Annotated in this window: 22 protein-coding genes; 13 read left to right on the forward strand and 9 right to left on the reverse strand. The window is 71.5% G+C overall.

Translation table 11 applies throughout. The features are described 5' to 3' along the window. Positions 1-74 precede the first annotated feature (74 nt). From AQI88_RS35830 to rhaI, 7 genes are all read right to left on the reverse strand, one after another. Positions 75-1,070: a zinc-dependent alcohol dehydrogenase family protein gene (locus AQI88_RS35830; protein ID WP_067007885.1), complete on the reverse strand. Its 996-nt coding sequence runs from the start codon at positions 1,068-1,070 to the stop codon at positions 75-77. Between the two features lie 95 nt (positions 1,071-1,165). Continuing rightward, positions 1,166-1,807 (reverse strand): LutC/YkgG family protein, encoded by a 642-nt coding sequence (locus AQI88_RS35835; protein ID WP_067007889.1) that lies wholly within the window; start codon positions 1,805-1,807, stop codon positions 1,166-1,168. Beyond that, positions 1,804-3,306, reverse strand: coding sequence for a LutB/LldF family L-lactate oxidation iron-sulfur protein (locus AQI88_RS35840; protein WP_067007892.1), 1,503 nt, complete (start codon positions 3,304-3,306; stop codon positions 1,804-1,806). Before AQI88_RS35840 ends, AQI88_RS35835 begins: the two co-directional genes overlap by 4 nt. Next, on the reverse strand, positions 3,303-4,058 hold the full coding sequence (locus AQI88_RS35845; protein WP_067007895.1) for a (Fe-S)-binding protein: 756 nt from the start codon (positions 4,056-4,058) through the stop codon (positions 3,303-3,305). The genes AQI88_RS35840 and AQI88_RS35845 overlap by 4 nt, the downstream gene beginning before the upstream one ends. 73 nt (positions 4,059-4,131) lie before the next feature. Then, on the reverse strand, positions 4,132-5,583 hold the full coding sequence (locus AQI88_RS35850; protein WP_067007898.1) for a rhamnulokinase: 1,452 nt from the start codon (positions 5,581-5,583) through the stop codon (positions 4,132-4,134). A gap of 7 nt (positions 5,584-5,590) precedes the next feature. After that, positions 5,591-7,630: a bifunctional rhamnulose-1-phosphate aldolase/short-chain dehydrogenase gene (locus AQI88_RS35855; RefSeq protein WP_067007902.1), complete on the reverse strand. Its 2,040-nt coding sequence runs from the start codon at positions 7,628-7,630 to the stop codon at positions 5,591-5,593. Positions 7,631-7,764: 134 nt separating this feature from the next. Next, entirely contained in the window at positions 7,765-8,925 is a 1,161-nt protein-coding gene (gene rhaI, locus AQI88_RS35860) for an L-rhamnose isomerase (protein WP_067007905.1), read from the reverse strand. A 261-nt stretch (positions 8,926-9,186) separates the two neighbouring features. On the opposite strand from rhaI, the gene AQI88_RS35865 reads away from it, so the two are divergent. The 11 genes from AQI88_RS35865 to AQI88_RS35915 all read left to right on the forward strand — a co-directional run bounded on the left by AQI88_RS35865 (position 9,187) and on the right by AQI88_RS35915 (position 20,849). After that, positions 9,187-10,704, forward strand: a complete 1,518-nt coding sequence (locus tag AQI88_RS35865; RefSeq protein ID WP_067007908.1) for a sugar ABC transporter ATP-binding protein — start codon at positions 9,187-9,189, stop codon at positions 10,702-10,704. Then, positions 10,701-11,771, forward strand: a complete 1,071-nt coding sequence (locus AQI88_RS35870) for an ABC transporter permease (protein ID WP_067007911.1) — start codon at positions 10,701-10,703, stop codon at positions 11,769-11,771. The genes AQI88_RS35865 and AQI88_RS35870 overlap by 4 nt, the downstream gene beginning before the upstream one ends. Continuing rightward, the gene (locus tag AQI88_RS35875) at positions 11,764-12,729 is read left to right on the forward strand and encodes an ABC transporter permease (RefSeq protein ID WP_067007919.1); all 966 of its coding nucleotides are present in this window, start codon (positions 11,764-11,766) and stop codon (positions 12,727-12,729) included. The genes AQI88_RS35870 and AQI88_RS35875 overlap by 8 nt, the downstream gene beginning before the upstream one ends. An 88-nt stretch (positions 12,730-12,817) precedes the next feature. Next, on the forward strand, positions 12,818-13,897 hold the full coding sequence (gene rhaS, locus AQI88_RS35880; protein WP_067007922.1) for a rhamnose ABC transporter substrate-binding protein: 1,080 nt from the start codon (positions 12,818-12,820) through the stop codon (positions 13,895-13,897). Positions 13,898-13,914: 17 nt separating this feature from the next. Then, positions 13,915-14,235 (forward strand): L-rhamnose mutarotase, encoded by a 321-nt coding sequence (locus AQI88_RS35885; RefSeq protein ID WP_067008051.1) that lies wholly within the window; start codon positions 13,915-13,917, stop codon positions 14,233-14,235. 17 nt (positions 14,236-14,252) lie between these two features. After that, on the forward strand, positions 14,253-15,665 hold the full coding sequence (locus AQI88_RS35890) for a BNR repeat-containing protein (protein ID WP_067007926.1): 1,413 nt from the start codon (positions 14,253-14,255) through the stop codon (positions 15,663-15,665). Between the two features lie 78 nt (positions 15,666-15,743). After that, on the forward strand, positions 15,744-16,769 hold the full coding sequence (locus AQI88_RS35895; RefSeq protein WP_067007929.1) for a LacI family DNA-binding transcriptional regulator: 1,026 nt from the start codon (positions 15,744-15,746) through the stop codon (positions 16,767-16,769). Between the two features lie 98 nt (positions 16,770-16,867). Next, the gene (locus tag AQI88_RS35900; RefSeq protein WP_067007932.1) at positions 16,868-18,169 is read left to right on the forward strand and encodes an alpha/beta fold hydrolase; all 1,302 of its coding nucleotides are present in this window, start codon (positions 16,868-16,870) and stop codon (positions 18,167-18,169) included. 85 nt (positions 18,170-18,254) lie between these two features. After that, positions 18,255-18,998 carry a PIG-L deacetylase family protein gene (locus AQI88_RS35905; protein ID WP_067007935.1) on the forward strand — a complete coding sequence of 248 codons (744 nt, stop codon included), beginning with the start codon at positions 18,255-18,257 and terminating at the stop codon, positions 18,996-18,998. Positions 18,999-19,034: 36 nt separating this feature from the next. After that, positions 19,035-19,928: an RNA polymerase sigma factor SigJ gene (gene sigJ / locus AQI88_RS35910; protein WP_067007938.1), complete on the forward strand. Its 894-nt coding sequence runs from the start codon at positions 19,035-19,037 to the stop codon at positions 19,926-19,928. Positions 19,929-19,985: 57 nt separating this feature from the next. After that, the gene (locus AQI88_RS35915) at positions 19,986-20,849 is read left to right on the forward strand and encodes a pentapeptide repeat-containing protein (protein WP_067007942.1); all 864 of its coding nucleotides are present in this window, start codon (positions 19,986-19,988) and stop codon (positions 20,847-20,849) included. Here AQI88_RS35915 and AQI88_RS35920 read toward each other — a convergent pair. Then, positions 20,811-22,337, reverse strand: a complete 1,527-nt coding sequence (locus AQI88_RS35920; RefSeq protein ID WP_067007945.1) for a cytochrome P450 — start codon at positions 22,335-22,337, stop codon at positions 20,811-20,813. The two genes, AQI88_RS35915 and AQI88_RS35920, sit on opposite strands and share 39 nt — an antisense overlap. Before the next feature lie 120 nt (positions 22,338-22,457). Here AQI88_RS35920 and AQI88_RS35925 point away from each other — a divergent pair, with 120 nt between their 5' ends. Together AQI88_RS35925 and AQI88_RS35930 are read left to right on the forward strand one after the other, a co-directional pair. Next, complete coding sequence (locus tag AQI88_RS35925; protein WP_067007948.1) at positions 22,458-23,063, forward strand: TetR/AcrR family transcriptional regulator; 606 nt, start codon at positions 22,458-22,460, stop codon at positions 23,061-23,063. Between the two features lie 80 nt (positions 23,064-23,143). Further along, positions 23,144-23,884, forward strand: coding sequence for a DUF2470 domain-containing protein (locus tag AQI88_RS35930; RefSeq protein WP_067007950.1), 741 nt, complete (start codon positions 23,144-23,146; stop codon positions 23,882-23,884). A 241-nt stretch (positions 23,885-24,125) separates the two neighbouring features. Here AQI88_RS35930 and AQI88_RS35935 read toward each other — a convergent pair whose 3' ends face one another. After that, positions 24,126-25,325 carry a lactonase family protein gene (locus AQI88_RS35935; RefSeq protein WP_079058024.1) on the reverse strand — a complete coding sequence of 400 codons (1,200 nt, stop codon included), beginning with the start codon at positions 25,323-25,325 and terminating at the stop codon, positions 24,126-24,128. Positions 25,326-25,379 lie beyond the last annotated feature (54 nt).

The raw sequence follows: 25,379 nt of genomic DNA on the forward strand, positions 1-25,379 counted from the left end.
CCCCTCACGCTATCCGCGCCCGCCCGGCCCCGCCCGTCTCCGAACGGCCGAAGGGATGACGGCGGGACGGACTACTACTCCACCGTCACCACGATCTTCCCGAACTGCTCGTTCGACTCCAGGTACCGATGGGCCGCCACGACCTCCTCCAGCGGGAACAGACGGTCCACCACGGGGCGCAGGGCTCCGCCGCACAGGCCGGTGGTGAGGAACGCCGTGGCGCGCCGCATCCGCTCGGCGTCCCGGGTGATCTCCAGCATGGTGAAGGTACGCATGTTCAGCGCGGGCATGCTCAGCTCGAACCCGGGGTACGGCGTCGGCTGCCCGCTCTGCGCACCCCACAGGAACAGCGTCCCGTCGGCCGCCACGGCCCGGGCCAGCTCCCGCACGCCCGGGCCGGCGACGGCGTCGAAGACGAACTCGGCACCGCGGCCGCCGGTCAGCTCCAGCACCCGCCCCGCCACGTCCTCCTCGTCGGAGACGACGACCTCGGCCGCGCCCTCGGCCCGCAGCCGCTCCGCCTTGGCCCGCGTGCGGGTCACCGCGACCGGCGTGGCACCCACCCGGCAGGCCGTCTGGATCGCGGCCAGGCCGACGCTGCTGGAGGCCGCGTTCACCACCGCAACATCACCGGCCCGCATCCCGCCGATCTCCACCATCGCCCCGTACGCGGTGAGGTACGGCATCCACACCGCCGCACCGGACACGGCGTCCAGGCCCTTGGGACGCGGCACGAGCGCGGTCGCCGGGACGAGCGCCCGCTCGGCGTACACGCCGTAGTCGCCCTGCGAGAAGTTCGGTACGACACTCACCGCCTGGCCGGGCGCGAAGCCGCCGGCCCCCCAGCCGACCGCCTCCACGACTCCGGACGCCTCGTTGCCCAGCCGGGCCGGGAACTGCTTGACCGGCTCGATGTAGCTGTCCCTGCGGAACAGAGCCTCCGCCCGGTTGACCCCGATCGCCTCGATTCTCACCAGGACCTCGCCCGGCCCCGGTTCGCCCGGGTCCACATCCTCGATCCGCAACACCTCGGGCCCACCGGTCTCGTGGAACCGCACCGTCCTCGCCATGTCAACTCCCCCTCGGCTCTGGGTGATCGGGCTCCACCGTGACGTAAACTTCAATCAGTGTCAAACTTTGATCGATGTCGTACTGTGGGATGTTGTCAGTTCACCAGCAGGACCTCCAGCGTGCGCGGACCGTGGACGCCCTCCACCCGGTCCAGCTCGATGTCACTGGTGGCCGAGGGGCCGGAGATCCAGGTCAGCGGGCGGGCGGGAGCGAGCCGTTCGAGAGCCTGCGGCACCGAGGCGACCACCTGCTGGGGCACCCGTACCACGCAGATGTGGTGGTCGGGCACGAGGCTGATGCGGCGCCGGCCCTGGTCGGGCCCGCCGTCCAGCACGATGGTGCCGGTCTCGGCGATCGCCACCGCGCAGGCCGTGACCACGCTGTCGACCCGGTCCAGATCGTCCGGAGTGCTCTCGGTCCGGTCCGCGACCCGCGAGACATCCGCCTGAGCCAGCCAGCCCGCCTCCAGCCCCGACGGCACCAGCACCGAGCCCGCCTTCCGGTCCGCGAGCAACCGGGCCACCAGAGAAGGGAGTTCGGCCTCCGTGCAGCGGTGGACGACGGCCCGGTAGTCGGCCAGGTTCTCGGCCAGCAACTCCACGGTCTGCTCGACCGTACGCTCGCCGTGCTCCCTCAGATAGTCGCGCCGGACGACCTGTTCGTACGGCGTGTCGTCCGGCGGGACGTCGGCGAGCGCGCGCCGCACCCGGCCCAGGATCCGTTCCCTGCTGCTCACTTGGCGCCGTCCTTTCCGCCGCGGGTCCGCTGCCACCAGTCCCGGAACGGCTCGGCCGGTGCGGCCGGCAGGTCCCGGGTTGCGCTCCACGCCCTGCCGGGTCCGGGCAGGGTGCGCGGGTGCAGCCGCCGGGTGCGGGAGGCGAGCCGCTGGCCGGTGCGCAGCGCGCCCGGGTGGGAGAACGCCCAGCGCGCCGCCCGCATGGCGGCCCGCTCGGCCGCATGCCCCTTGGCCGGCTTCAGCACCACCTTGTTGCCCTGCCGGACCGCCACCCCGCCCTCCACGACCCGTTCGCGCAGATGCACCAGCACCTCGGGGATGTCGATGGCGACGGGGCAGACCTCGTAGCAGGCGCCGCACAGCGACGAGGCGTAGGGGAGGGAGGCGTCGATCTCGCTCGCGGTGCCGCGGAGCTGGGGGCTGAGGATGGCGCCGATCGGGCCGGGGTAGACCGAGCCGTACGCGTGTCCGCCGGCCCGCTCGTAGACGGGACACACATTGAGACAGGCCGAGCAGCGGATGCAGCGCAGCGCCTGGCGGCCGACCTGGTCGGCGAGGGCGTCGGTGCGGCCGTTGTCCAGCAGGACCAGGTGGAAGGCCCTCGGGCCGTCCTCGTCCGTGGTGCCGGTCCACATGCTCGTGTACGGGTTCATGCGCTCGGCCGTGGAGGAGCGGGGGAGCGTCTGGAGGAAGACTTCCAGGTCCTGCCAGGTGGGGACGGTCTTCTCGATGCCGACGACGGAGATCAGTGTCTCGGGCAGGGTCAGGCACATGCGCCCGTTGCCCTCGGACTCGACGACGACCAGGGTGCCGGTCTCGGCGACCATGAAGTTGGCGCCGGAGATGCCGACCTTGGCGCGCAGGAACTTCTCCCGCAGGTGCAGGCGGGCCGCCTCGGCCAGTTCGGCGGGCGTGTCGGTCAGTCCGTCGGGAGCCGGTCGCCCCCACGCGCCCATCTCCGTGCGGAAGATGTCGCGGATCTCGCCGCGGTTGCGGTGGATGGCGGGCACGAGGATGTGCGAGGGCCGGTCGTTGCCCAACTGGACGATCAGCTCGGCGAGATCGGTCTCGTAGGCACGGATGCCCTCTTCGAGAAGGGCCTCGTTGAGCCCGATCTCCTGCGTGGCCATCGACTTGACCTTGACGACCTCCGACTCGCCGGTGGCCTTGACGAGTTCGGCGACGATCCGGTTGGCCTCGGCGGCGTCCACCGCCCAGTGGACCGTGCCGCCCGCCGCGGTGACCGACTCCTCCAACTGCACCAGATACCGGTCCAGATGGCGCAGCGTGTGGTCCTTGATGAGCCGGCCCGCCTCCCGCAGCCGATCCCAGTCGGACAACTCGGCGACGGCCCTGGCCCGCTTGGCGCGGATGGTGTGCGTGGCGTGCCGAAGATTGCTGCGCAGGGTGTGGTTGTGGACGGCGTCGCGCGCAGCCTCTGGAAAGGCCGGGTGGGTGGGTGGGGGAAACACCGGCATGCCTACGAAGGTCCTGCTCATACCGCCGTCTCCTCCTCCGTGCTCGCCAGGATCTCCGCGATGTGCACCGGCCGCATGCCTACCGCGAGCCTGGTCATGGTCCCGCCGATGTGCATCAGACAGGAGTTGTCGGCGGCACACAGCACCTCGGCCCCGGTCGACTCGGCGTTGCGCACCTTGTCCGCGCCCATCGCCGCCGACACGTCGGCGTTCTTCAGCGCGAAGGTGCCGCCGAACCCGCAGCACTCCTCGGCCCCCGGCAACTCGACGAGCTCCAGCCCCTCGACCGCTTGCAGCAGCCGTCGGGGCCGGTCGCCGAGCCCGAGGCCGCGCAGGCCGTGGCAGGTCGGGTGGTAGGTGACCTTGTGCGGGTAGCAGGCACCCACGTCCGTCACGCCCAGCACGTCGACCAGAAACTCCGTCAGCTCGTAGGTCTTGGGGACCACCGGCGCGAGGACGGCCGCGAGCGTGTCCCCGCGCCCCTCGGCCCGGGCCCGCTCGCCCATCCGGGGATACAGCTCCCGTATCATCGCCCCGCAGGACCCGGACGGGGTCACGATCGCCTCGTACTCCCCGAAGACATCGGAGAAATGCCGGGCGAGCGGCTCCGCCTCATGCCGGTAGCCGGTGTTGTAGTGCGCCTGCCCGCAGCACGTCTGGGCCATCGGGAAGTCGACCTCGACACCCAGCCTGGTCAGCAATTTCACCACCGCTCGGCCGGTGTCCGGATAGAGCGTGTCGTTGACACAGGTCAGGAACAGGGCGACACGCATCGCGGCTCCTCGCGGTCGGTCATCGGACGAGTGCAGGGTAATGGGCGGATACCGTCGTAGGGGAGGGGGCGGCTCAGCGCGTGGCGAGCCGGGCCTCGGCCTCCCGCCAGCGCGCGGTGTCGCCGCGGGGCGTGTACCGGGTCAGCGGCTGGGTACGGGTGAGCAGCCGGCGCAGCTCGGCGAGGTCACCGGCCAGGCCGTGTGCGCGGGCCTGCACGAGGACGTTGCCGAGGGCGGCCGCCTCCGTCGCACCCGCCACCACCGGCAGCCCGCACGCGTCGGCGGTCAGCTGGCACAGCAACGCGTTACGGGTGCCGCCGCCGACGACGTACACGACGTCCACCGGATGGTCGGCCAGCCGCTGGGCGTCCACGACCGCCCGCCGGTGGGCCAGCGCGAGGGAGTCGAGGATGCAGCGGGTGATCTCGGCCCGCGTCCCGGGTACCGGCTGTCCCGAGGCCCGGCACGCTGCGGCGATCCGCTCCGGCATCCGTCCCGGCGCCAGGAACGCCCCGTCCCCGGCATCCACCACCGAGCGCAGCGCCGCGACCCCGGCCGCCTCGCGCAGCAGCAGCCCCAGATCCGGCTCGCCCCAGGCCCGTACGCACTCCTGGAGCAGCCACAGCCCCATGATGTTGCGCAGATAGCGGACCGTGCCGTCCAGCCCCAGCTCGTTGGTGAAGTTCGCGGCCCGGCTCTCCTCGGTGAGCACGGGCGCATCCAGCTCCAGTCCGGCCAGGGACCAGGTCCCGGTGCAGACGTAGGCGAAGCGCTCGCCCACGGCCGGGACCGCGGCCACCGCCGAGGCGGTGTCGTGCGAGCCGACCGCGGTCACCGGCACCGGCCCGGTGAGCCCCGTCTCCTCCAGCACCTCCGCCCGCAGCACCCCCGCCGGGTCACCGGGCTGCCGCAGCGGTGCGAACAGCCCGAGGTCGATGCCGAGCCGGCCGGCGATGTCGTACGACCAGTCGCGAGTGAGGGGATCGATCAGCTGGGTGGTGGAGGCGTTGGTCAGCTCGGCGCCCTGCTCGCCGGTCAGCCAGTAGGTCAGCAGGTCGGGGATGAGCAACAGACGCCGGGCGTGGGCGAGTTGAGCTGTGGAGCGCGCGGCCGTCAACTGGTACAGGGTGTTGAAGGGGGCGTACTGCAGGCCGGTCGCCGCGTACAGCTCGGCGGCCGGCACGGTGGCCCACACCTTCTCGGCGACGCCCTCGGTACGGGTGTCGCGGTAGTGCACCGGGTTGCCGAGCAGGGCGCCGTCGGCGTCCAGCAGGCCGTAGTCGACGGCCCAGCTGTCGATGCCGACGGAGTCGAGCCGTCCACCGCAGTGGGCACCGGCCGCCCGCAGCCCGTCCAGCACACCGGCGTACAGGCCGAGCACGTCCCAGCGCAGCCCCTCCCGCACCCGCACGGGCCGATTGGGGAACCGGTGCGCCTCGCTCAGCTCCAGCGAGTCCGGGGTCACGCGGCCGACCATCACCCGCCCGCTGGAGGCGCCCAGGTCGACCGCGGCGTACGACTTCACGCCGTGCTCATCGCAGGAAGGCGGCCGCCACGCCCGCGTCGACCGGGATGTGCAGCCCGGTGGTGTGAGTGAGATCGCCGCCGGTGAGCGCGAAGACGGCGTTCGCGACGTGCTCGGGCAGCACCTCCCGCTTGAGGAGGGTCCGCTGCGCATAGAACTCGCCCAGCTTCTCCTCCGGCACCCCGTACACGGCGGCCCGCTGGGCACCCCAGCCCCCCGCGAAGATCCCGGAGCCCCGCACCACCCCGTCCGGGTTCACGCCGTTGACCCGGATGCCGTGCTCGCCCAACTCGGCTGCCAGCAACCGTACTTGATGGGCCTGGTCGGCCTTGGTCGCGGAGTAGGCGATGTTGTTCGGGCCGGCGAAGACGGCGTTCTTCGAGGCGATGTACACGATGTCCCCGCCCAGCCCCTGCGCGATCATCACGCGCGCGGCCTCCCGTGACACCAGGAACGACCCGCGGGCCATGATGTCGTGCTGCAGGTCCCAGTCGCGCGCGGTGGTCTCCAGCAGCGGCTTGGAGACCGAGATACCGGCGTTGTTGACGACCAGGTCGACCCCGCCGAAGGCCAGAGCGGCGGCCTTGAAGGCTTCGGCGATCTGCTCCTCGGAGGTGACGTCGACGGTGACGGCGACGGCCTTGTCGGCCCCGCCGAGTTCCCCGGCGACGGCGGCGGCGTTCTCCGCATCGAGATCGGCCACGACGACGCAGGCGCCCTCGGCGACGAGCCGGTGCGCGACCGCCTTCCCGATCCCGCTGCCGGCCCCGGTCACGAGCGCCACCCGGGTGGCCAGCGGCTTGGGCTTCGGCATCCGCTGGAGCTTGGCCTCCTCCAACGCCCAATACTCGATGCGGAACTTCTCCGACTCCTCGATCGGCGCGTACGACGACACCGCTTCGGCACCCCGCATCACGTTGATCGCGTTGACGTAGAACGCGCCGGCGACGCGGGCGGTCTGCTTGTCCTTGCCGAAGGAGAACAGGCCCACGCCGGGGATGAGCACGATCGCCGGATCGGCGCCGCGCATGGCGGGGGAGTCGGGCTGGGCGTGCCGCTGGTAGTAGGCGGCGTATTCCTCACGGTATGCGGCGTGCAGCTCCTTCAGCCGGCTGACGGCGTCTTCGAGGGGAGCGCTCGGCGGCAGGTCGAGCACGAGCGGCCGTACCTTGGTGCGCAGGAAGTGGTCCGGGCACGAGGTGCCGAGCGCGGCGAGCCGCGGGTGCGCGTCCCGGGCCAGGAAGTGCAGGACGGCCTCGGTGTCGTCGAAGTGCCCGACCTGCGGCCTGTCCTGGGAGGCGAGGGCCCGCACATACGGCGCGAGCACGGCGGCCCGCTCCCGCCGCTCACCCTCGGGCAGCGCCTCGTACCCCTCCATCACCGCCCCGAAGGGATCGGGCTTCCCCTTCTCCTCCAGGAAGGCCTCGGCGGTGCGGATGATGTACAGCGAGTTGCGCTCGCACTCCTCGGCGCTGTCGCCCCACGCGGTGATGCCGTGTCCGCCGAGGATGCACCCGACGGCCTGCGGATCGGCCTCCTTGATCGCGGCGATGTCCAGCCCCAGCCGGAACCCCGGCCGCCGCCACGGCACCCACACGACACGCCGGCCGAAGCACTCGGCGGTCAGCTTCTCCCCGTCGGCGGCACAGGCGAGCGCGATACCCGAGTCCGGGTGCAGATGATCGACGTGCGGGGCATCGACCAGCCCATGCATGGCCGTATCGATGGAAGGAGCCGCCCCACCCTTTCCGTGCAGGCAGTAGTCGAACGCGGCGATCATCTCGTCCTCGCGCTCGACGCCCGGGTAGACGTCGACGAGCGCCCGCAGCCGGTCCAGCCGTAGGACGGCGAGCCCGGCCTCGGTGAGCGTGCCGAGGTCACCACCGGACCCCTTCACCCACATCAGCTCGACGTCACCGCCGGTGACGGGGTCGGTGTCGGTGCCCTTGGCGGAGGCGTTGCCGCCGGCGTAGTTGGTGTTCCGGGGATCGGCGCCGAGTCGGTGCGACCGAGCGAGGAGGGCAGCGGCTTCGGGGTGGGGTGCCATGAGATGCAGTCCTTTTGAAAAGAGAGTGGGAACAGACAGGGGCGCGGGGCTGTATCGATATGCGGCTCCGCCGCGTGGGCGCGACCAGCCACAACGGCCCCGCACCCCGCAGACGAACAGAACCCTGCAGACGCTTACGCGCCCCAACCGGCCTGTTGCCCCCCAACCCGCTCGGCAACGATCCTCTCCGCCCACCCGGACCGCGCATACGCAGCCAACGGATCGCCGTCCAACCCCATCTCTTCCCGAAGCTCCGCAAGTAACGGCCGCACATCCGTGTTGTACGCATCCATCAGCACGGCATGGGCACCCAGCACATCACCGGCCGCCTGCGCCGCAGCCAGCGACGACCGGTCGACGAGCAGCGCCTTCGCCGTCGCTTCCTGCACATTCATCACCGACCGGATGATCGCCGGAATCTTCGCCTCGATGGTGTGGCACTGATCCAGCATGAACGCGACCTCGGAGGTGAACCCATCCCCACGCACCACCTCATACATGATCCGGAACAACTGGAACGGATCCGCGGCCCCCACCATCAGGTCGTCATCCGCATAGAACCGCGAGTTGAAGTCGAACCCGCCGAGCTTCCCCTCCCGCAGCAGCGTGGCCACGATGAACTCGATGTTGGTGCCGGGTGCATGGTGCCCGGTGTCGACCACGACCTGGGCCTTGGAGCCGAGCTTGAGACAGTGCACGTACGCCGTCCCCCAGTCCGGCACATCCGTCGTATAGAACGCCGGCTCGAAGAACTTGTACTCCAGCAGCATCCGCTGCCCGTCCCCGAGCCGCCCGTACACCTCGGAGAGCCCCTCGGCCAGCCGGTCCTGCCGCGCCCGGACGTCATCCTGGCCGGGATAGTTCGTACCGTCCGCGAACCACAGCTTCAGATCGGCGGAGCCCGTCGCGTCCATGATGTCGACGCACTCCAGCAGGTGATCCACGGCCTTACGGCGCACCGCCGCATCCGGATGACAGATGCTGCCCAGCTTGTAGTCGTCGTCCTGGAACGTGTTGGAGTTGATCGCGCCCAGCCCGACCCCGCGCTCCTCGGCGAACTTGGCCAGCGCCGCGTAGTCGTCGACCTTGTCCCAGGGGATGTGCAGGGCGACGGTCGGCGCCACACCCGTGAACGCGTGCACCTGGGCCGCGTCCTCCAGCTTCTCCCACGGCGAGCGCGGCACGCCTGCCTGTGTGAACACCTTGAAACGGGTCCCCGAGTTCCCGTACGCCCACGACGGCGTCTCGACGGCCTGGGTCTTGAGCGCGGTCTTCACCGCGGCGAGGTCGGTCACTTCGGGGCTCCTGTGGTGTGGGCCGGAATGCCTGAGCGTGTGAAACGATTCAGAACGGCAAGCTATGAGTCGCCCGGAGGGGTGTCAAGCGATCCGGCCAACCCCGTTTCCCGTGACTCGTCCGTGCCCTTCGGCTATCGAAATTTTTTCGACACGGACCCATTGACGTGACATGGCCGGGGTGCCTAACGTCCCGGCAATCCAGTTGAAACCTTTCACGACGCCGTGAGGCGGTGCCGCCGGTGTCGTCGAGGAGCCCCCATGACCCACCCGCCTGACCCGGGACCGGCCCCGGTGCTGGCCCTGAGGGACGTGTCCAAGTCCTTCGGTGCCGTGCGCGCCCTGCGGGGCGTCTCCCTGGAGCTGCTGCCCGGTGAGGTGCATGCGCTCGCCGGGGAGAACGGCGCGGGCAAGTCGACCCTGATCAAGACGCTCGCGGGGGTGCACCGACCGGACTGGGGGCAGGTGCTGCTCGACGGCGAGCCCGTCGTCTTCCACGGTCCCGGTGACGCCCGCGACGCCGGCATCGCCGTGATCTACCAGGAACCGACCCTCTTTCCCGATCTGTCGATCGCCGAGAACATCTTCATGGGCCGCCAGCCCCGCCGGGCCCTGGGCCGGATCGACCACAAGGCCACCCACGCGGCCACCGCCGCTCTGATGAAACGGCTGGGCGTGGACCTCGATCCCGACCGTCCGGCGCGCGGACTGTCGATCGCGGACCAGCAGATCGTGGAGATCGCCAAGGCGCTCTCCTTCGACGCCCGTGTGCTGATCATGGACGAGCCGACGGCCGCGCTGACCGGCAGCGAGGTCGCCCGTCTCTTCGGCGTCGTGCGCACCCTGCGCGACCAGGGAGCGGCGGTGTTGTTCATCTCGCACCGGCTGGAGGAGATCTTCCAGATCTGCCGGCGGGTGACGACGCTGCGGGACGGTGCCTGGATCGCCGGCGAGCCCCTCGCCGGCATGACCGAGGACGACCTGGTCCGCCGCATGGTCGGCCGCGACCTGGACGAGCTCTACCCCAAGCAGGACGTCACGCCCGGCGAACTCGCCCTGAGCGTGCGCCGGCTGACCCGCGAGGGCGTCTTCACCGACGTGTCCTTCGAGGTCCGGCGCGGTGAGATCGTCGGTCTCGCCGGGCTGGTGGGCGCCGGCCGCACCGAGGTCGCCCGGGCGGTCTTCGGCATCGACCGCTGGGACGCGGGCGAGGTCGAGGTCGACGGCCGCAGGCTCACCAACGGCGCCCCCTCCACCGCGATGACCGCAGGCCTCGCCCTGGTCCCCGAGGACCGGCGCGCCCAGGGCCTGGTGATGGACATGTCCATCGAACGCAACATCGGCCTCACCGGGCTCCGTACGACGGTGAAGGCCGGGCTGATGGACCGCGGTGCCGAGCGCAGCCGTTCCCTCGACTGGGCGGTGAAGCTCCAGGTGAAGTACGCCCGGATCGCCGACGCCGTCTCCACCCTCTCCGGCGGCAACCAGCAGAAGGTCGTCCTCGCCAAGTGGCTCGCCACCGGCCCGAAGGTGCTGATCGTGGACGAGCCGACGCGCGGGATCGACGTCGGTACGAAGGCCGAAGTGCACCGGCTGCTGAGCCAGCTGGCGGCCGACGGGGTCGCCGTCCTGATGATCTCCTCCGACCTGCCCGAGATCCTCGGCATGGCCGACCGCGTGCTGGTGATGCACGAGGGCCGGATCACCGCCGAGATCCCCCGCTCCGAAGCCACCGAGGAGACCGTGATGGCTGCAGCCACCGGGAGGGCCGCCGCATGACGGTGACCGCACCCGACCACGCCCCGCCCGCCGAGGTGCCCCGCTCCAGCGGCACCACGCTGGTGGACCGTGTCTTCAAGATGCGCGAACTCGCCATCCTGGTCGTGTTCCTGGTGATGATCGCCGTCACCCAGGCGGGCAACAGCGAGTTCCTGTCCGAGCAGGGCATCAAGGACCTGCTGCTGAACGCGACGATCCTGGTGCTGGTCGCCACCGGCCAGTGCCTGGTCGTCATCACCCGCAACGTCGATCTGTCGGTCGGCTCCACCCTCGGCATCAGCGCCTTCGCCGCCGGCACCTACCTCCACGGCGGCGGCAACCCCGTCGTCGCGATCGCCCTGGCGGTCCTGCTCGGCATCGGCTTCGGGCTGCTGAACGGTCTGCTCGTCAGCCTCGGCCAGGTACCCGCCCTCGTCGTCACGCTCGGCACCCTGTACATCATCCGCGGCCTCGACTCCATCTGGGTCGGCTCCCGGCAGATCACCGCGGCCGACCTCCCCGGCGGATTCGTGGACTTCGGCTCCGGCGGACTCTCGGCGATCCCCTGGCTCGCCCTGATCGCCCTCGCCGTGCTCGTCGCCACCGCCTACTACCTCAAACACTTCGGCAGCGGCCGGGAACTGTACGCCCTCGGCTCCAACCCGGAGGCCGCCCGGCTGGCCGGCATCCCCGTGCGGGCGCGGATCCTGACCGCCTACACCGTCTGCGGCGCCCTCGCCGGACTCGCCGGCGCCCTGTACCTGGCCCGGTTCGGCAACGCCGACTCCGGCACCGGCAACGGCTACGAACTCACCGTCGTCAGCGCGGTCGTGGTGGGCGGCGTGGCCTTCACCGGAGGCTCCGGCAGCGTCTACGGCGCCGCCCTCGGCGGGCTGCTGCTCACGTCCGTCAACAGTGTGCTGCCCGCGCTCGGCGTCAGCTCGGTCTGGGTGCTCGCCATCAACGGCGTCCTGCTGCTGCTCGCCATCGCGGTCGACCGGATCGTCGCGCTCCGGGTGGCCGCCGCCCTGAAGAAGAAGTCGGCCCCGCGGAACGCCGCCCTGACGAAGGAGAACTCCGGTGCCTGAGCCACTGACCCGCGCCCTTCGCTGGGACACGGTCGTCGGCGCGCTCCTGATCGTCCTGTTGCTCCTGTCGTTCGGCTTCGTGGACGGCTTCGGAAACGCCCTCAACCTGTCCTTCCTCATCGGCAACACGCTCCCCATCGCCCTGGTCGCCCTGCCCATGACCCTGCTCGTGGTCTGCGGGGAGATCGACCTCTCCGTCGCCTCCACCGCCGGGCTGTCCGGGGCGGTGATGGGCAAGCTGTGGAACGAGGGCATGGCCATCGAGACGATCATCCCGGTCTGCCTGCTGCTGGGTGTGGCGTGCGGGCTGGTCAACGGCCTGCTGGTGACCCGGCTCGGGCTGCCCTCCCTCGCCGTCACCATCGGCACGCTCGCCGCCTACCGGGGCGTCGCACAGATCGTGCTCGGCTCGGACGCGGTGACCGACTTCCCCACGCAGTACCTCGACTTCGCCGCCGGACGCCTCGGTGGCACCTTCCTCCCGCAGGCCTTCCTGCCCTTCCTGGTGCTGCTCGCCATCGCCGTGGTCGTCCTGCACGCCACCCCGTTCGGCCGCTCGCTGTTCGCGATCGGCGCCGGCGAGGAGGCTGCGCGCTTTGCCGGGATCCGGGTGAGGCGGACCAAGCTGGTCCTCTTCGTCACCACCGGGTTCATGTCCGCGTTCACCGGTGTCTTCTGGGCGCTGCACTACGCCAGCGCGCGGTATGACAACGCCTCGGGGCTCGAACTCTCCGTTGTCGCAGCCGTGTTGCTGGGCGGGATCGACTTCGACGGGGGCAAGGGGACGCTCGGCGGTGCGATTGCCGGTGTCGTTCTGCTCGGGGCGTTGCAGAACGTGATGAGTCTGCTGAATGTCTCCGCGCAGTCGCAGATTGTTGTGACCGGTGTGCTGCTTGTTGTTTCTGTGCTCGGGCCTCGGGTCGCACGGCAGATCTTCGCGGCGCAGCGGTCCGTTTGAAAGCTGCGGGCCGTCTGCGGTTGCTCGCGCAGTTCCCCGCGCCCCTGAAGGGGCGCACCACACTCACCTCGTAACAAGGGACCATACGATGCTCAAGCCATCCCTGCGCCGCACCGGCGCCGCCCTCGCCGCCGCAACCTCCCTCGCCCTCGCCCTCACCGCCTGCGGCGGCACCACCAAGAACGACGTGAAGGCGGACGACGCCTCGGCCGCCTCGGCCGGCAAGGCCGACCCGAACGCGGCCACCAAGAAGGGCCTGACCGTCGGTTTCCTGCCCAAGCAGGTCAACAACCCGTACTTCACCACCGCCGACAAGGGCGGCGAGAAGGCCCTCGGCGAGCTGGGCTCGAAGTACAAGGAGGTGGGTCCGAGCAGCGCCACCGACACGTCGGGCCAGGTGAGTTACGTCAACACCCTCACCCAGCAGCAGGTGAACGCGATCGCCGTCTCCGCTCAGGACCCGGGAGCGCTGTGCACCGCGCTCAAGCAGGCCATGACGAACGGCATCAAGGTCGTCACCTACGACTCCGACACCAACCCCGGCTGCCGCAACGCGTTCGCCTCGCAGGCGTCCGCCGAGGACCTGGGCCGCACCGAGGTGCAGCTGCTGGCCGAACAGATCGGCTACAAGGGCGAGATCGCGGTCCTGTCCGCCGCACAGACCGCGACGAACCAGAACACCTGGATCGGCTACATGAAGGACGAGCTGAAGGACCCCAAGTACAAGAACGTCAAGCTCGTCAAGATCGCCTACGGCAACGACGACGCCCAGCAGTCCTTCCAGCAGACCCAGGGCCTCCTCCAGGAGCACCCGGACCTGAAGGGGATCATCTCCCCGACCACCGTCGGCATCAAGGCCGCCGCCCAGTACCTGTCCGGCTCCAAGTACAAGGGCAAGGTCAGGCTGACCGGCCTCGGCACCCCGAACGACATGCGCAAGTACGTCAAGAACGGGACCGTCGACGCCTTCGAGCTGTGGGACCCGGCGGCCCTCGGCGACCTCGCCGCCCGCACCGCCGTCGCCCTCGCGTCCGGTCAGATCAGCGGCAAGGAGGGCGAGACCTTCAAGGCCGGCTCCACGTCCGTCACGATCGGCAAGGACGGCGTGATCAACCTCGGCAAGCCGACCGTGTTCGACGCCAAGAACATCGACCGGTTCAACTTCTAGTGGATCAGGGGCTGTTGATGCAGCGTGTGTGCTTCCTGCTGAAGGTCCGGGCGGAGCGCCTCGACGAGTACCGCGAGCGGCATGCCGACGTGTGGCCCGAGATGCTCGACGCCCTGCGGGCGACCGGCTGGCACAACTACTCGCTGTTCCTGCGCGAGGACGGACTGCTCGTCGGCTACCTGGAGACCGAGGACTTCGCCGCCGCCCGGGCAGGCATGGAGGCCACCGACGTCAACGCCCGCTGGCAGGCGCAGATGGCGCCGTTCTTCGAGTCGCTGGACGGCGCCCGGCCCGACGAGGCCATGAAACCGCTCACCGAAGTCTTCCACCTCGCCTGAACCGGAGAGTTCCGCTCATGAGAAGACGTACCGTGCTGGCCACCGCCCTGCTCGCCGCCGTCACCGCCCCGGGCACGGCACGGGCCGCCGGCCCCGGCCCCTCGGTCACCAAGAAGGGCACCACCCGACTCGACTCCCAGGCCATCTACTTCGTCTCCTACGACGGCCTGGTCAACAACAACTCCTTCCAGAAGAACGGCCTGCTCACCTACAAGGGCTACCAGTACGCCGCCTGGTACACCTCCACCCGCAACGCCGTCGTCGCCCGCCGGGTCCTCGGCGGCTCCACCTGGTCGACCGTCACCCTGTCCCACACCCTCAAGAGCGACGACTCCCACAACGTCATCTCCATGGGCGTCTCCAGGACCGACGGCCGTCTCCACCTCACCATGGACGCGCACAGCGACGGCTTCTTCTACGTCAAGTCGGTCGCCGGACTCCTCGACAACCCCGCGTCCACGGCCTGGACCGCGTCCGTCTTCGGCGCCGTACGGACGACCCTCGACGGACTCGCGCTCACCTCACAGTTCACCTACCCCCAGTTCATTTCCACACCCGAAGGCAGACTCCAGCTCAGCTACCGCGTCGGCATCTCCGGCAACGGCCGCAACGCCCTTGCCGAGTACGACGGTTCGGCCTGGACCGCGCTGGGGGAGTGGACCAGCTCCACCGGCACCTACACCAGCTCGCACGGCTCCAGCAGCGCCCGCAACATGTACCTGCACGGCATCGACTACGACGCGGGCGGCCGCCTGCACGCCTTCTTCACCTGGCGGGAGCAGAACGCGGCCGTGATGTGCAGCAGCGGCGGCATCACCAACCACGACACCGGCTACGTGTACTCCACCGACCACGGCCGCACCTGGCGCAACGACGCGGGCACCCTCGTCGGCACCACCGGACGCCCGGACACCGTCGCCGTCACCGACTCCGGGCTGGTCGTCGACTCCCTCAACCCCGACCACTCCCTGATGAACCAGGAGAGCCAGGCCACCGACTCCACCGGTCTGCCCCACGCGATCATCAGCTACGTCCCGGGCCGCTTCAGCCAGTGCACCACGAACTACGTCAGCGACCGCACGGCGAACGGCCGCGCCTTCCATCTCCGCAAGAACTCCTCCGGAACGTGGCGGAAGACCGAGATCCCCGTCCCCCTGAACTCCAGCCAGCGCACCAAGCTGGTCCTGGACAGGTACGACAACGCCTACGCGGTCTTCCCCTACGGCCGGATCGCCGGTGCCTCCAAGTCCTCCGGGTACACGGACTGGGCGCTGTTGTACGACGGCAGCGGCCTGAACGCGTTCGGGGAGGTCGTGATCGACGAGACACGGGTCGGGGCGGATCACGTGCTGTCGTTCATGTACCAGGAGAAGTCGAGCGGCACGACCCCCTCGGCCCTCCATGTCGTGGACTTCGCACTCCCTGCCTGACCGGTCTGTTCCGGGCGGCGGTGACGGTAATGTGAAGTCCCTCCCGCCGCCCCTCGTCCCCCTGGAGGTCTCCGCCCGATGGCTCAGTCGGTGGGTATCAAGGATGTCGCCCGTGCCGCCGGAGTGTCGGTGGGCACGGTGTCGAACGTCATCAACCGCCCGGACACCGTCGCGAGCGAGACCCGTGCGCGGGTGCTGTCCGCGATCGACCGGCTGGGCTACGTCCGCAGCGAGTCCGCGCGCCAGCTGCGCGCCGGCCGCAGCCGGATCATGGGGCTGCTGGTGCTGGACATGGGCAACCCCTTCTTCGTGGACGTGGCGCGCGGCGCCGAGCGGGCGGCCCGTCAGGCGGGGCTCGGCGTGATGGTCTGCAACAGCGCGCAGAACGCGGCGGAGGAGGCGGAGTACCTGTCGCTCTTCGCCGAGCAGCGGGTACGCGGGGTGCTGCTCACTCCGGCCGACGCCACCGGCCGCAACATCGAGACCTTCCGCCGGCACGGCATCCCCTTCGTGCTGGTCGACCGCGTCGCCGAGGGCACCACCGAGTGCTCGGTCTCCGTGGACGACGTGGCGGGCGGCGCCCTCGCCGTGCGGCACCTGGTGGACGCCGGGCACCGCTCCCTCGCCTACGTGAGCGGCCCGCCCGGCCTCAACCAGGTGCGCGACCGCCGTACCGGCGCGCTGAACGCGCTTGCGGAGGCGGGCCTCGGCCCCGACGCGCTGCGCGAACTGCCCACCGAGCGTCTCGACGTGGCCGCCGGCCGGGACGCGGGGGCCCGCCTGCTCGGCCTCGCCGACCGCCCCACCGCCGTCTTCTGCGCCAACGACCTGCTGGCGCTCGGCGTGCTCCAGGCCATGTACGCGGCCGGCGTCACCGTCCCCGACGACCTCGCCATCGTCGGCTACGACGACATCGAGTTCGCCGCCGCCGCGGCCGTCCCCCTCACCTCCGTACGGCAGCCCGCCGTCACCATGGGCGCCCTCGCCGCGGAACTGCTGCTGGAGGAGACCGAGGCCGAGGACGGAACCATCGCCCACGAGCACCGGCGCGTGGTGCTCCAGCCGGAGCTGGTGGTGCGCCGCTCCAGCCTCGCCGCCCGCTGACCGGAAGTTCAGTAACAATCCATGATCCCGGGGGTCGGACCACGGGCGTCCATGTGCTGAACTGGGACGCGTCCGTCCCATCCGTCCCGGGAGACCCGTTGAGCCTCAGCTACCGCCAGCCCGGCGTCGTCCTCACCGACCGCCACTTCACCGTGCCCCTCGACCACGCCGACCCGGGCGGCGAGACCATCGAGCTGTACGCCCGTGCGGCCGTCGCGCGTGACAAGGCGGGGCAGGACCTGCCCTGGCTGGTGTACCTGCAGGGCGGGCCCGGCTTCGGGGCGAATCGTTTCATCGGACGTCAGGCCTGGCTCGACCGGGCCCTGAAGGACTACCGCGTCCTCCTCCTCGACCAGCGCGGCACCGGCCGCTCCACGCCCGCCACCCGGCAGACGCTGCCGCTGCGCGGCACTCCCGCGGAGCAGGCCGAGTACCTGACCCGCTTCCGCGCCGACGCGATCGTCCGCGACTGCGAGGCCATCCGCCCCGAGCTGACGGGCGGGGCCCCCTGGACCGTGCTCGGCCAGAGCTTCGGCGGCTTCTGCACGGTGTCGTACCTCTCCCTCGCCCCCGAGGGACTCGCCACCGCCGTCATCACCGGCGGCCTGCCCTCCCTCGACGCCCACGCCGACGACGTCTACCGGGCCGCCTACCCGCGCATCGAACGCAAGGTCACCACGCACTACGCCCGTTACCCGCAGGACGTGGAGCGCGCCCGCCGCATCGCCGACCACCTCCTGACCCACGACGTCGTCCTGCCGAACGGCTACCGCTTCACCGTGGAGGCCTTCCAGTCCCTCGGCCTCATGCTCGGCATGAGCGACGGCAGCCACCGCCTCCACTACCTCCTCGAGGACGCCTTCGTCCGCACCCCCGGCGGCCTCGACCTGTCCGACGCCTTCCAGGAGGAGGTCCAGGCCCTGCTCTCGTACGCCGGCCACCCCCTCTACGCCCTCGTCCACGAGGCGATCTACGGCCAGGGCCTGCGCCCCACCGCCTGGGCCGCCGAGCGCATGCGCGCCGAGTTCCCGCAGTTCGACGCGGCCAAGGCCCTCGCCGGTGACACCCCGGTACTGTTCACGGGCGAGACGGTGCACCCCTGGATGTTCGACACCGACCCGGCCCTGCGCCCCTTGCGCGAGACGGCCGAGCTGCTGGCCGCCCGCACCGACTGGCAGCCCCTGTACGACCCGGCGCGCCTCGCCGTCAACGAGGTCCCGGTCGCCGCGGCGATCTACCACGACGACATGTACGTGGACAGCGCCCACTCCGTGCACACCGCCCGCGCCATCCGCGGCCTGCGCACCTGGGTGACCGACGAGTTCGAGCACGACGGCCTGCGCACCGGCGCGCCCCGCGTGCTGGACCGGCTGCTCGCCCTGGCCCACGACGAGGCGTGACGGACCCGGCCCACGCGAGGGGCGACACAACGGGTCACCCGGTAAAAGGAGTTGCGGGCGGGACTGAGCGGCATAGTCTGCGCCCATGACCGAGCCGAAGATCACCCAGCTCCAGCCCCTGCCCGACGACTGGCAGCGTGCCCTCGCCGTGGTCGCGCACCCCGACGACCTGGAGTACGGGTGCTCGGCGGCCATTGCCGCCTGGACCGATGCCGGCCGTGAGGTCGCCTATGTCCTGGCGACACGCGGTGAGGCGGGGATAGACACCCTCGACCCCGCCGTATGCGGCCCGCTGCGCGAGCGTGAGCAGCGGGCGAGCGCGGCCGCCGTCGGCGTCACCACCGTGGAGTTCCTGGACCACCGGGACGGAGTGATCGAATACGGCCTGGCACTGCGCCGGGACATCGCCGCCGCGATCCGCCGCCACCGCCCCGAACTGGTCCTCACCCTCAACCACCGCGACACCTGGGGCGGTGTCGCCTGGAACACCCCCGACCACGTGGCCGTGGGCCGCGCCACCCTGGACGCCGCCGCGGACGCGGGCAACCGCTGGATCTTCCCGGAACTCGCCGAGCAGGGGCTGGAGCCCTGGAACGGCGTCCGCCGGGTCGCCGTGGCCGGGTCGAGCAGCCCCACCCATGCGGTCGACGCCACGCCCGGCCTGGAGCGCGCGGTGCGCTCCCTGCTCGAACACCGCACCTACATCGAGGCGTTGACCAAGCAGGACCCGGAGACGTACGTCCGCGACTTCCTGACCGCGAGCACCCAGGGCGCCGCGGAACGCTTCGGCGGGAAGCCGGCGGTGGCCTTCGAAGTGTTCAGCCGATAGCCCGGCCGACGGCCGACCGCACCGAACGGGGATGACATGAACAGCAGGGACCTGCTCGCCGACCGCTTCGAGGAACACCGCGGACAGCTGCGCGCGGTGGCCTACCGGATGCTCGGCTCGCTCGCCGAGGCGGAGGACGCGGTCCAGGAGGCGTGGCTGCGGCTCGGCCGCACCGACGCGGACGGGATCAGGAACCTCGGCGGCTGGCTGACCACGGTCGTCGGCCGGGTCTGCCTGGACATGCTGCGCTCGCGCAGCGCGCGCCGCGAGGAGCCGATGGACGACACGTACGTCCCGGATCCGCTGGTGCGGCCGCTGTCCCGGGTCGATCCGGAGACCGAGGTGCTGGAGGCCGACTCGGTCGGGCTCGCCCTCCTCGTCGTCCTGGAGACGCTGGAGCCCGCCGAACGGCTGGCGTTCGTCCTGCACGACATGTTCGCCGTGCCCTTCGACGACATCGCCGCGATCGTGGAGCGCACCCCGGCCGCCACCCGGCAGCTGGCCAGCCGGGCCCGCCGCCGGGTGCAGGGGGCAACCCCGGCCGCCGACCCCGACCTCGGCCGGCAGCGGCAGGTGGTCGATGCCTTCCTCGCGGCCTCGCGCGGCGGCGACTTCGAGGCGCTGCTCGCCCTGCTCCACCCGGACGTGGAGCTGCGCGCCGACGCGGGCGCCCTGGTCCGGGGCGCGGCCGCCTCCAAGGCCGTACGCGGAGCGCGGGCGGTGGCCGAACAGGCCGCGATGTTCTCCCGGTTCGCGGGATTCGCGCGGCTCGCGCTGGTCAACGGCGCGGTGGGCGTGGTCACCGCGCCCGAGGGGCAGCCGCTGTCGGTCACGGCGTTCACGGTCGCCGACGGCAGGATCACCGGCATGTACATCCTCGCCGATCCCGGACGCCTGGCCGGATTGGACCTGCCCCCGCTCGAGGCCTGACGGCCGGCCGGGCCGCCTCGGCCCCGGAAGGTTTCGCAGGTCAGTAGGCTTGACGCCATGCCGGACCAGACCAAGACCATCGACCCCGCCAGCCTGCGCGGCGACTGTGCCCAGTGCTTCGGACTGTGCTGCGTCGCCCTGCCCTTCGCCGCCTCCGCGGACTTCGCCCTCGACAAGCCCGCGGGCAAGCCCTGCCCGAACCTCCGGGGCGACCACCGCTGCGGCATCCACGCCGACCTGCGCACGAAGGGCTTCACCGGCTGCACGGTCTACGACTGCTTCGGCGCCGGACAGAAGGTCTCGCAGATCACCTTCGGCGGGCAGGACTGGCGTACGGCGCCGAAGGAGCACGCCCGCCGCATGTTCGACGTGTTCCCGGTCGTACGCCAGCTGCACGAACTGCTCTGGTACCTGACGGAGGCGCTGGGCCTCGACGCCGCCGGGCCCGTCCACGCCGACCTGCGCCGGGCCCTGGAACGGACCGAGCGGCTCACCCGGCAGACCCCGGAAGAGCTGGCCGCCCTTGACGTGGCCGCCCACCGGCAGGAGGTCAACGTGCTCCTGCTGCGCTCCAGCGAGCTGGCCCGGGCGAGCGTCGCCGGCCCCAAGGGCAAGAAGGGCCAGAAGGGCAAGGCGAAGGACCGCCGGGGCGCCGACCTCATCGGGGCCCGGCTCAGGGGCGCCGACCTGCGCGGTGCCAGCCTGCGCGGCGCCTACCTCATCGCCGCCGACCTCACCGGCGCCGACCTGCGCGGAGCGGACATGATCGGCGCCGACCTGCGCGACACCGACCTGACCGACGCGGACCTCACCGGCGCCTTCTTCCTCACCCAGCCGCAGCTGAACGCTGCGCGTGGCAGTGCCGGGACCCGGTTGCCGGAGTCAGTCAGCCGGCCGGTGCACTGGACAGCGGGCGGCTGACCCGGAGCCGTCGTCCGGGACCGTGACGGGCGCTGCGGCGCGCGCGGGCGCGGTACGCCGCTCCAGGTGCAGTCGCAGCCCCTCCGGTATCACCGTCAGGCGCTCGGTGACCCGGAGCCGGTAGTCCGGGTCGGGCCGCAGCTCGTAGCGGCGCAGCAGCAGGCCGAGGACGAGGGTCGCCTCGTGCAGGGCGAACTGGCGGCCGATGCAGGCCCGCGCGCCGGTCCCGAACGGCTTGAAGGTGTGCGCGGGACGGGCCCGTACGGCCTTGGCGTCGAACCGGTCCGGGTCGAACCGCTCGGCGTCCTCGCCCCACACCTCCGGGTCGCGGTGCAGCATCGGCGTCAGCACCAGCGCCCACGCACCGCGCCGCATCGGGTGCTCCCCGGCCAGCACCGTGTCCTGGCGGGCCTCACGGGCGAAGGCGGGCGCGGTGGGCCACAGCCGCAGCGACTCGTCCAGCACCCGGCGGACGTAGCGCAGCTTGGCGACCTGGTCGTAGCCGGGCTGCGGGGTGTCGCCCCAGACGCGGTCCACCTCGGCGCGGGCCCGGGCGGCGACCTCCGGGTGCCGGGCGAGGTAGTGCAGGGCGAAGGAGAGCGCGCCCGAGGTGGTCTCGTGGCCCGCCACCAGGAACGTGATCACCTGCTTGCGGACGTTCTGGTCCGACAGCCGCTCCCCGGTCCGCGGGTGGGCCGTCTCCAGCATGCGGTCCAGCAGGTCCCCGTCCCCGCCGCCGGACCGGCGCCGGTCCGCCACCAGGTCGTCGACCGTGCGGTTCAGGTGGGCGATGTCGGCCGCGTTGCGCCGGGAAGCGCCGCGCAGCAGCAGCGGGACCAGCGGCACGGGCACGCTGTTCAGCCGCTGCGCGTAGGTGAGCGTGCCCACCATCGCCGTCACGAAGGGGTGCGGCCGCTCCCGCTCGAAGGAGCCGAAATCGTGCCCGAACCCGGTGCGGGCGATCGTCTCCAGGGTCAGCTTGGTCATGTCGCCGGGCACGTCCACCGCCCGCCCGGCCGCCAGCTCCCGGTCCCAGTGGCCGGTCAGCCGCCCGGCGACGGCGAGCATCATGCCGTGGTAGCCCTCCATGGCCTCCCGGCTGAAGCCGGGCGCCAGGACGTCGTGCGCCAGCTGCCAGTTCGGCTCGTGGTTGTACGCCGTGAACAGCCCGTCCCCGGCGACCGGCCGCAGATTGGCGACCCCGAGGCCCACGTGCTTGGCGAACCGGGACTCGTCGGCCATATCGGCGGCGAGCCGCGCGCCCCACAGGAACACGAACTCGTTCCCGAACGCCCGGCGCCGGAATATGGGACCCAGCCGGCGGCCCAGGCGCAGGGAGTCCTGAAGGGGTCGGCGCCGGTCGACGCCGAGCACGTCGCCGAGCAGGGGCAGCCGGTGCGGCGGATGCGGGATGCGGTGCAGTTCGGGCCAGCCCTGCTCGGCACCGCGGAAACCTTTCGGCAGCCCGGTCTCCGTTGTCTCCGCCATGGCGCGATCTCCCTTGATCCAGCGGATGGTTGAACCTGGGACCCCACGTGTTGTATGTGAGTTCAATAACGCGGTTCAGTGTGGGCCGCTTGTTGAACCGGCGTCAAGTAAAGTGACGTCATGCCCGCGAACCAGGGGGAGCGCGTCCGTCGCAGACTCAGCACCGAGGAACGCCGTGAGCAGTTGCTGTCGGTCGGGGCGAGCCTGTTCTCGGAGAGTCCCTACGACGAGGTGTGGATCGAGCAGGTCGCCGAGATCGCCGGCGTCTCCCGCGGGCTGCTGTACCACTACTTCCCGACCAAGCGGGACTTCTTCGCCGCGGTAGTGGAGCGCGAGAGCGAGCGGATGCTGCGCATGACGGCGGCCGTGCCCGGGGTGCCGGTGCGCGAGCAGCTGAGCACCGGCCTCGACACCTACCTCGGCTACGTCCAGGCCCACGCCCATGGCTTCCGCGCCTTCCATCGCGCCGACGCCGCCGGTGACCAGGCCGTACGCCGCGTCTACCAGCGGGCTCTTGCTGCCCAGGAGCAGCAGATCCTCGCCGCCCTGGCGGCCGACCCCGAGTTCGGGCCCGTCTTCGAGAGCGCTCCGCAGGTGCGGCTGGCCGTGCGCGGCTGGCTCGCGTTCACCACGGCCGTCTGCCTGGAGTGGCTGCGCGACGGCGAGCTGACCCTGGAGCAGGTGCGCGACCTGTGTGCGCGTGCCCTGTTGGGTGTCATCGCCTGAGTCCTCGTCCTGGTGGGGCATGGTTGGCGTGCGCCCGGATCTTCGATAGGTTAGGCAAGGCTTACCTAAGGAGGTCGAGGATGGGTGACACCCAGGACTGGGCGGCCGAACCCGGTCCGGCGCAGCGGGCACGGTCGGTGCTGGCCGCCGCATGGTCGTGCCAGGTGACCGCGGACGGTGCCCGCGAGGAGTACGTGGGCGCGCACTCCGTGACGGACGACGGTGAGGTGCTGTTGCGTGTGCCCGAGGACAGCGCCCTGCTCGCGGCCGCCCTGTGCGCTCCGCGCGGGGAGCCGTCCGCCGTGCTGGAGTTCGCGGACGTGGCCCCCGTCCCGGTGCGCCGGCGGATCCGTGCCCGGCTGTGGCTGGCCGGCTGGTTCGCCCCGGCCGACGGCCCCCTGCTCTTCCGGCCGACCCGGGTGGTGCTGCGGCAGCCGTCCGGTGCCGTGCTCGTCGACTCCGGCGAGTTCGCCGCCGCCCGGCCCGACCCGCTGGCCGGAGCCGAGGCCCAGTTGCTGACCCACCTCGCCGACGCCCACCCGGACGCCGTCGAGCGGCTCACCCGGCTCGTGCAGCCCGAGAGCCTGCAGGCCGCGACCCGGGTGGTGCCCCTCGCCGTGGACCGGCACGGCCTCACCCTCCGCATCGAACGCACCCGCGCCCACGGCGACGTACGGCTGCCGTTCCACACGCCCGCCGACGACGTCACGCAGCTCACCGAGCGCATGCACGCGCTGCTGGCGCAGGCGAGCGCCGCCGCCTGCCCCCGTGCGCTCGGGCCAGTCCGGCGGATCAAGTCGCAGGGAGGCAACGGTGGCTGATCGGCCGACCCGAGCGGGGGCATGGGGGTGCCCCAGCGCGAGCGCATTCGAGCGTGGGGGAGCGCGCAGCTGCAAGACGGAGGAGGGCGTCGACGCTGAGCGATGGAGGTACCTCCCGCTCGAGCGAGGCCGAGCGTGGGGGAGAGTGACGACAACGCGGCTGGGGGTGCCCCCACGCCCTTGAGGCAGTGGGGAGTGCGTGCCAGCCCCCGCGTCTGCGGCATGATCCGCCGGACAGGCCCTAGAGCGGCAGCGCGCAGACGGCGACGGGTGACGCGAACGGCTCGCCCGCCAGGCTCAGTTCACCGCTCGTGGTGTCCACGTGGAAGACGCTGACCGTGCCGGAGCGCTGGTTCGCCGCGAACAGCAGCCGGCCGTCCGGCGCGAAGGCGATCTGCCGCGGGAAGTCCCCGGCCACCGGCACCGTGCCGAGCAGCCGCAGCGTGGCGCCGTCCGCCTCGACGGCGTACCGCGCGATACTGTTGTGGCCGCGGTTGGCGAGGAAGGCGTAGCAGCCGTTCGCGGTCACCAGGAGCTGCGCCGGGTAGTTGGTGCCGCCCGCCGAGCCCGTGGGCTGCGGGTCCCCGATCGTCAGGCGGCCGGTGTCCGGGTCGTAGCCGCAGACGGCGACCGTGTCGTCCACCTCGTTGGCCAAGTAGGCGTACCGGCCGCCCGGATGGAAGGTCAGATGACGCGGGCCCGCGCCGGGCCGGGTGTGCGCCTGGGCCACCTCGGCGAGCGTGCCCTGCGCCTGGTCGAGGCGGTAGGTGTAGACGGTGTCGGTGCCGAGATCGACGGCAAGGACATGACCGCCGTCGGGGGCGGTGATGAACTGGTGGGCGTGCGGGCCCTGTTGGCCCGGGCCGGGTGGCGGGGTCGAGTGCGTGACCAGCTCGGTGCGCTCGCCGAGGGCGCCTGAGGCGTCGACGGGGTGCACCGCGACGCTGCCCGACTGGTAGTTGGCGCTCAGCAGCCAGCGGCCGCCGGGGTGGACGGACAGATGGCAGGGCCCCGCCCCGCCCGTACTCCGGGAGCCCAGGATCCGCCGGTCCGCCAGGCGAACCGCGGTGACCGCCCCGTCCTGGCGCTCGTCGACCGCGTACAGCGTCCGGCCGTCCGGGTGCAGCGCGAGGTACGACGGGTCAGGCACCCCGGTGAGCGTCCCCGAGCCGGTGATCCGGCCCGTGTCCGGGTCGTACCAGGCCAGCCCGATCCCGGTGCCGCCGCCCTCGACGGAGGTGTAGGTGCCGAGGTGGAGCGGGCGGGGGCGGGAGTCCTTCCGAGGCGGCTGCGCAGCCGGCCGCTCCTCGGCCGCCGGCGCGCCGTCCGCGGGCGGGGACGCCGGTGCCGGCATCGCCGCCACCGCGGCCGTGCCCGCCGCGGCCCCGACGAACCGGCGTCTGCTCCAGCCTCGCCGTGCCGCCCGCGCATCCGTGTCCATGCCGCACCTCAGGTCGTCACTCGCCCCGGTCGTGACAGCCACCTTGGCGCGGAT

The organism is Streptomyces cellostaticus, assembly GCF_001513965.1.
GTDB lineage: Bacteria > Actinomycetota > Actinomycetes > Streptomycetales > Streptomycetaceae > Streptomyces > Streptomyces cellostaticus.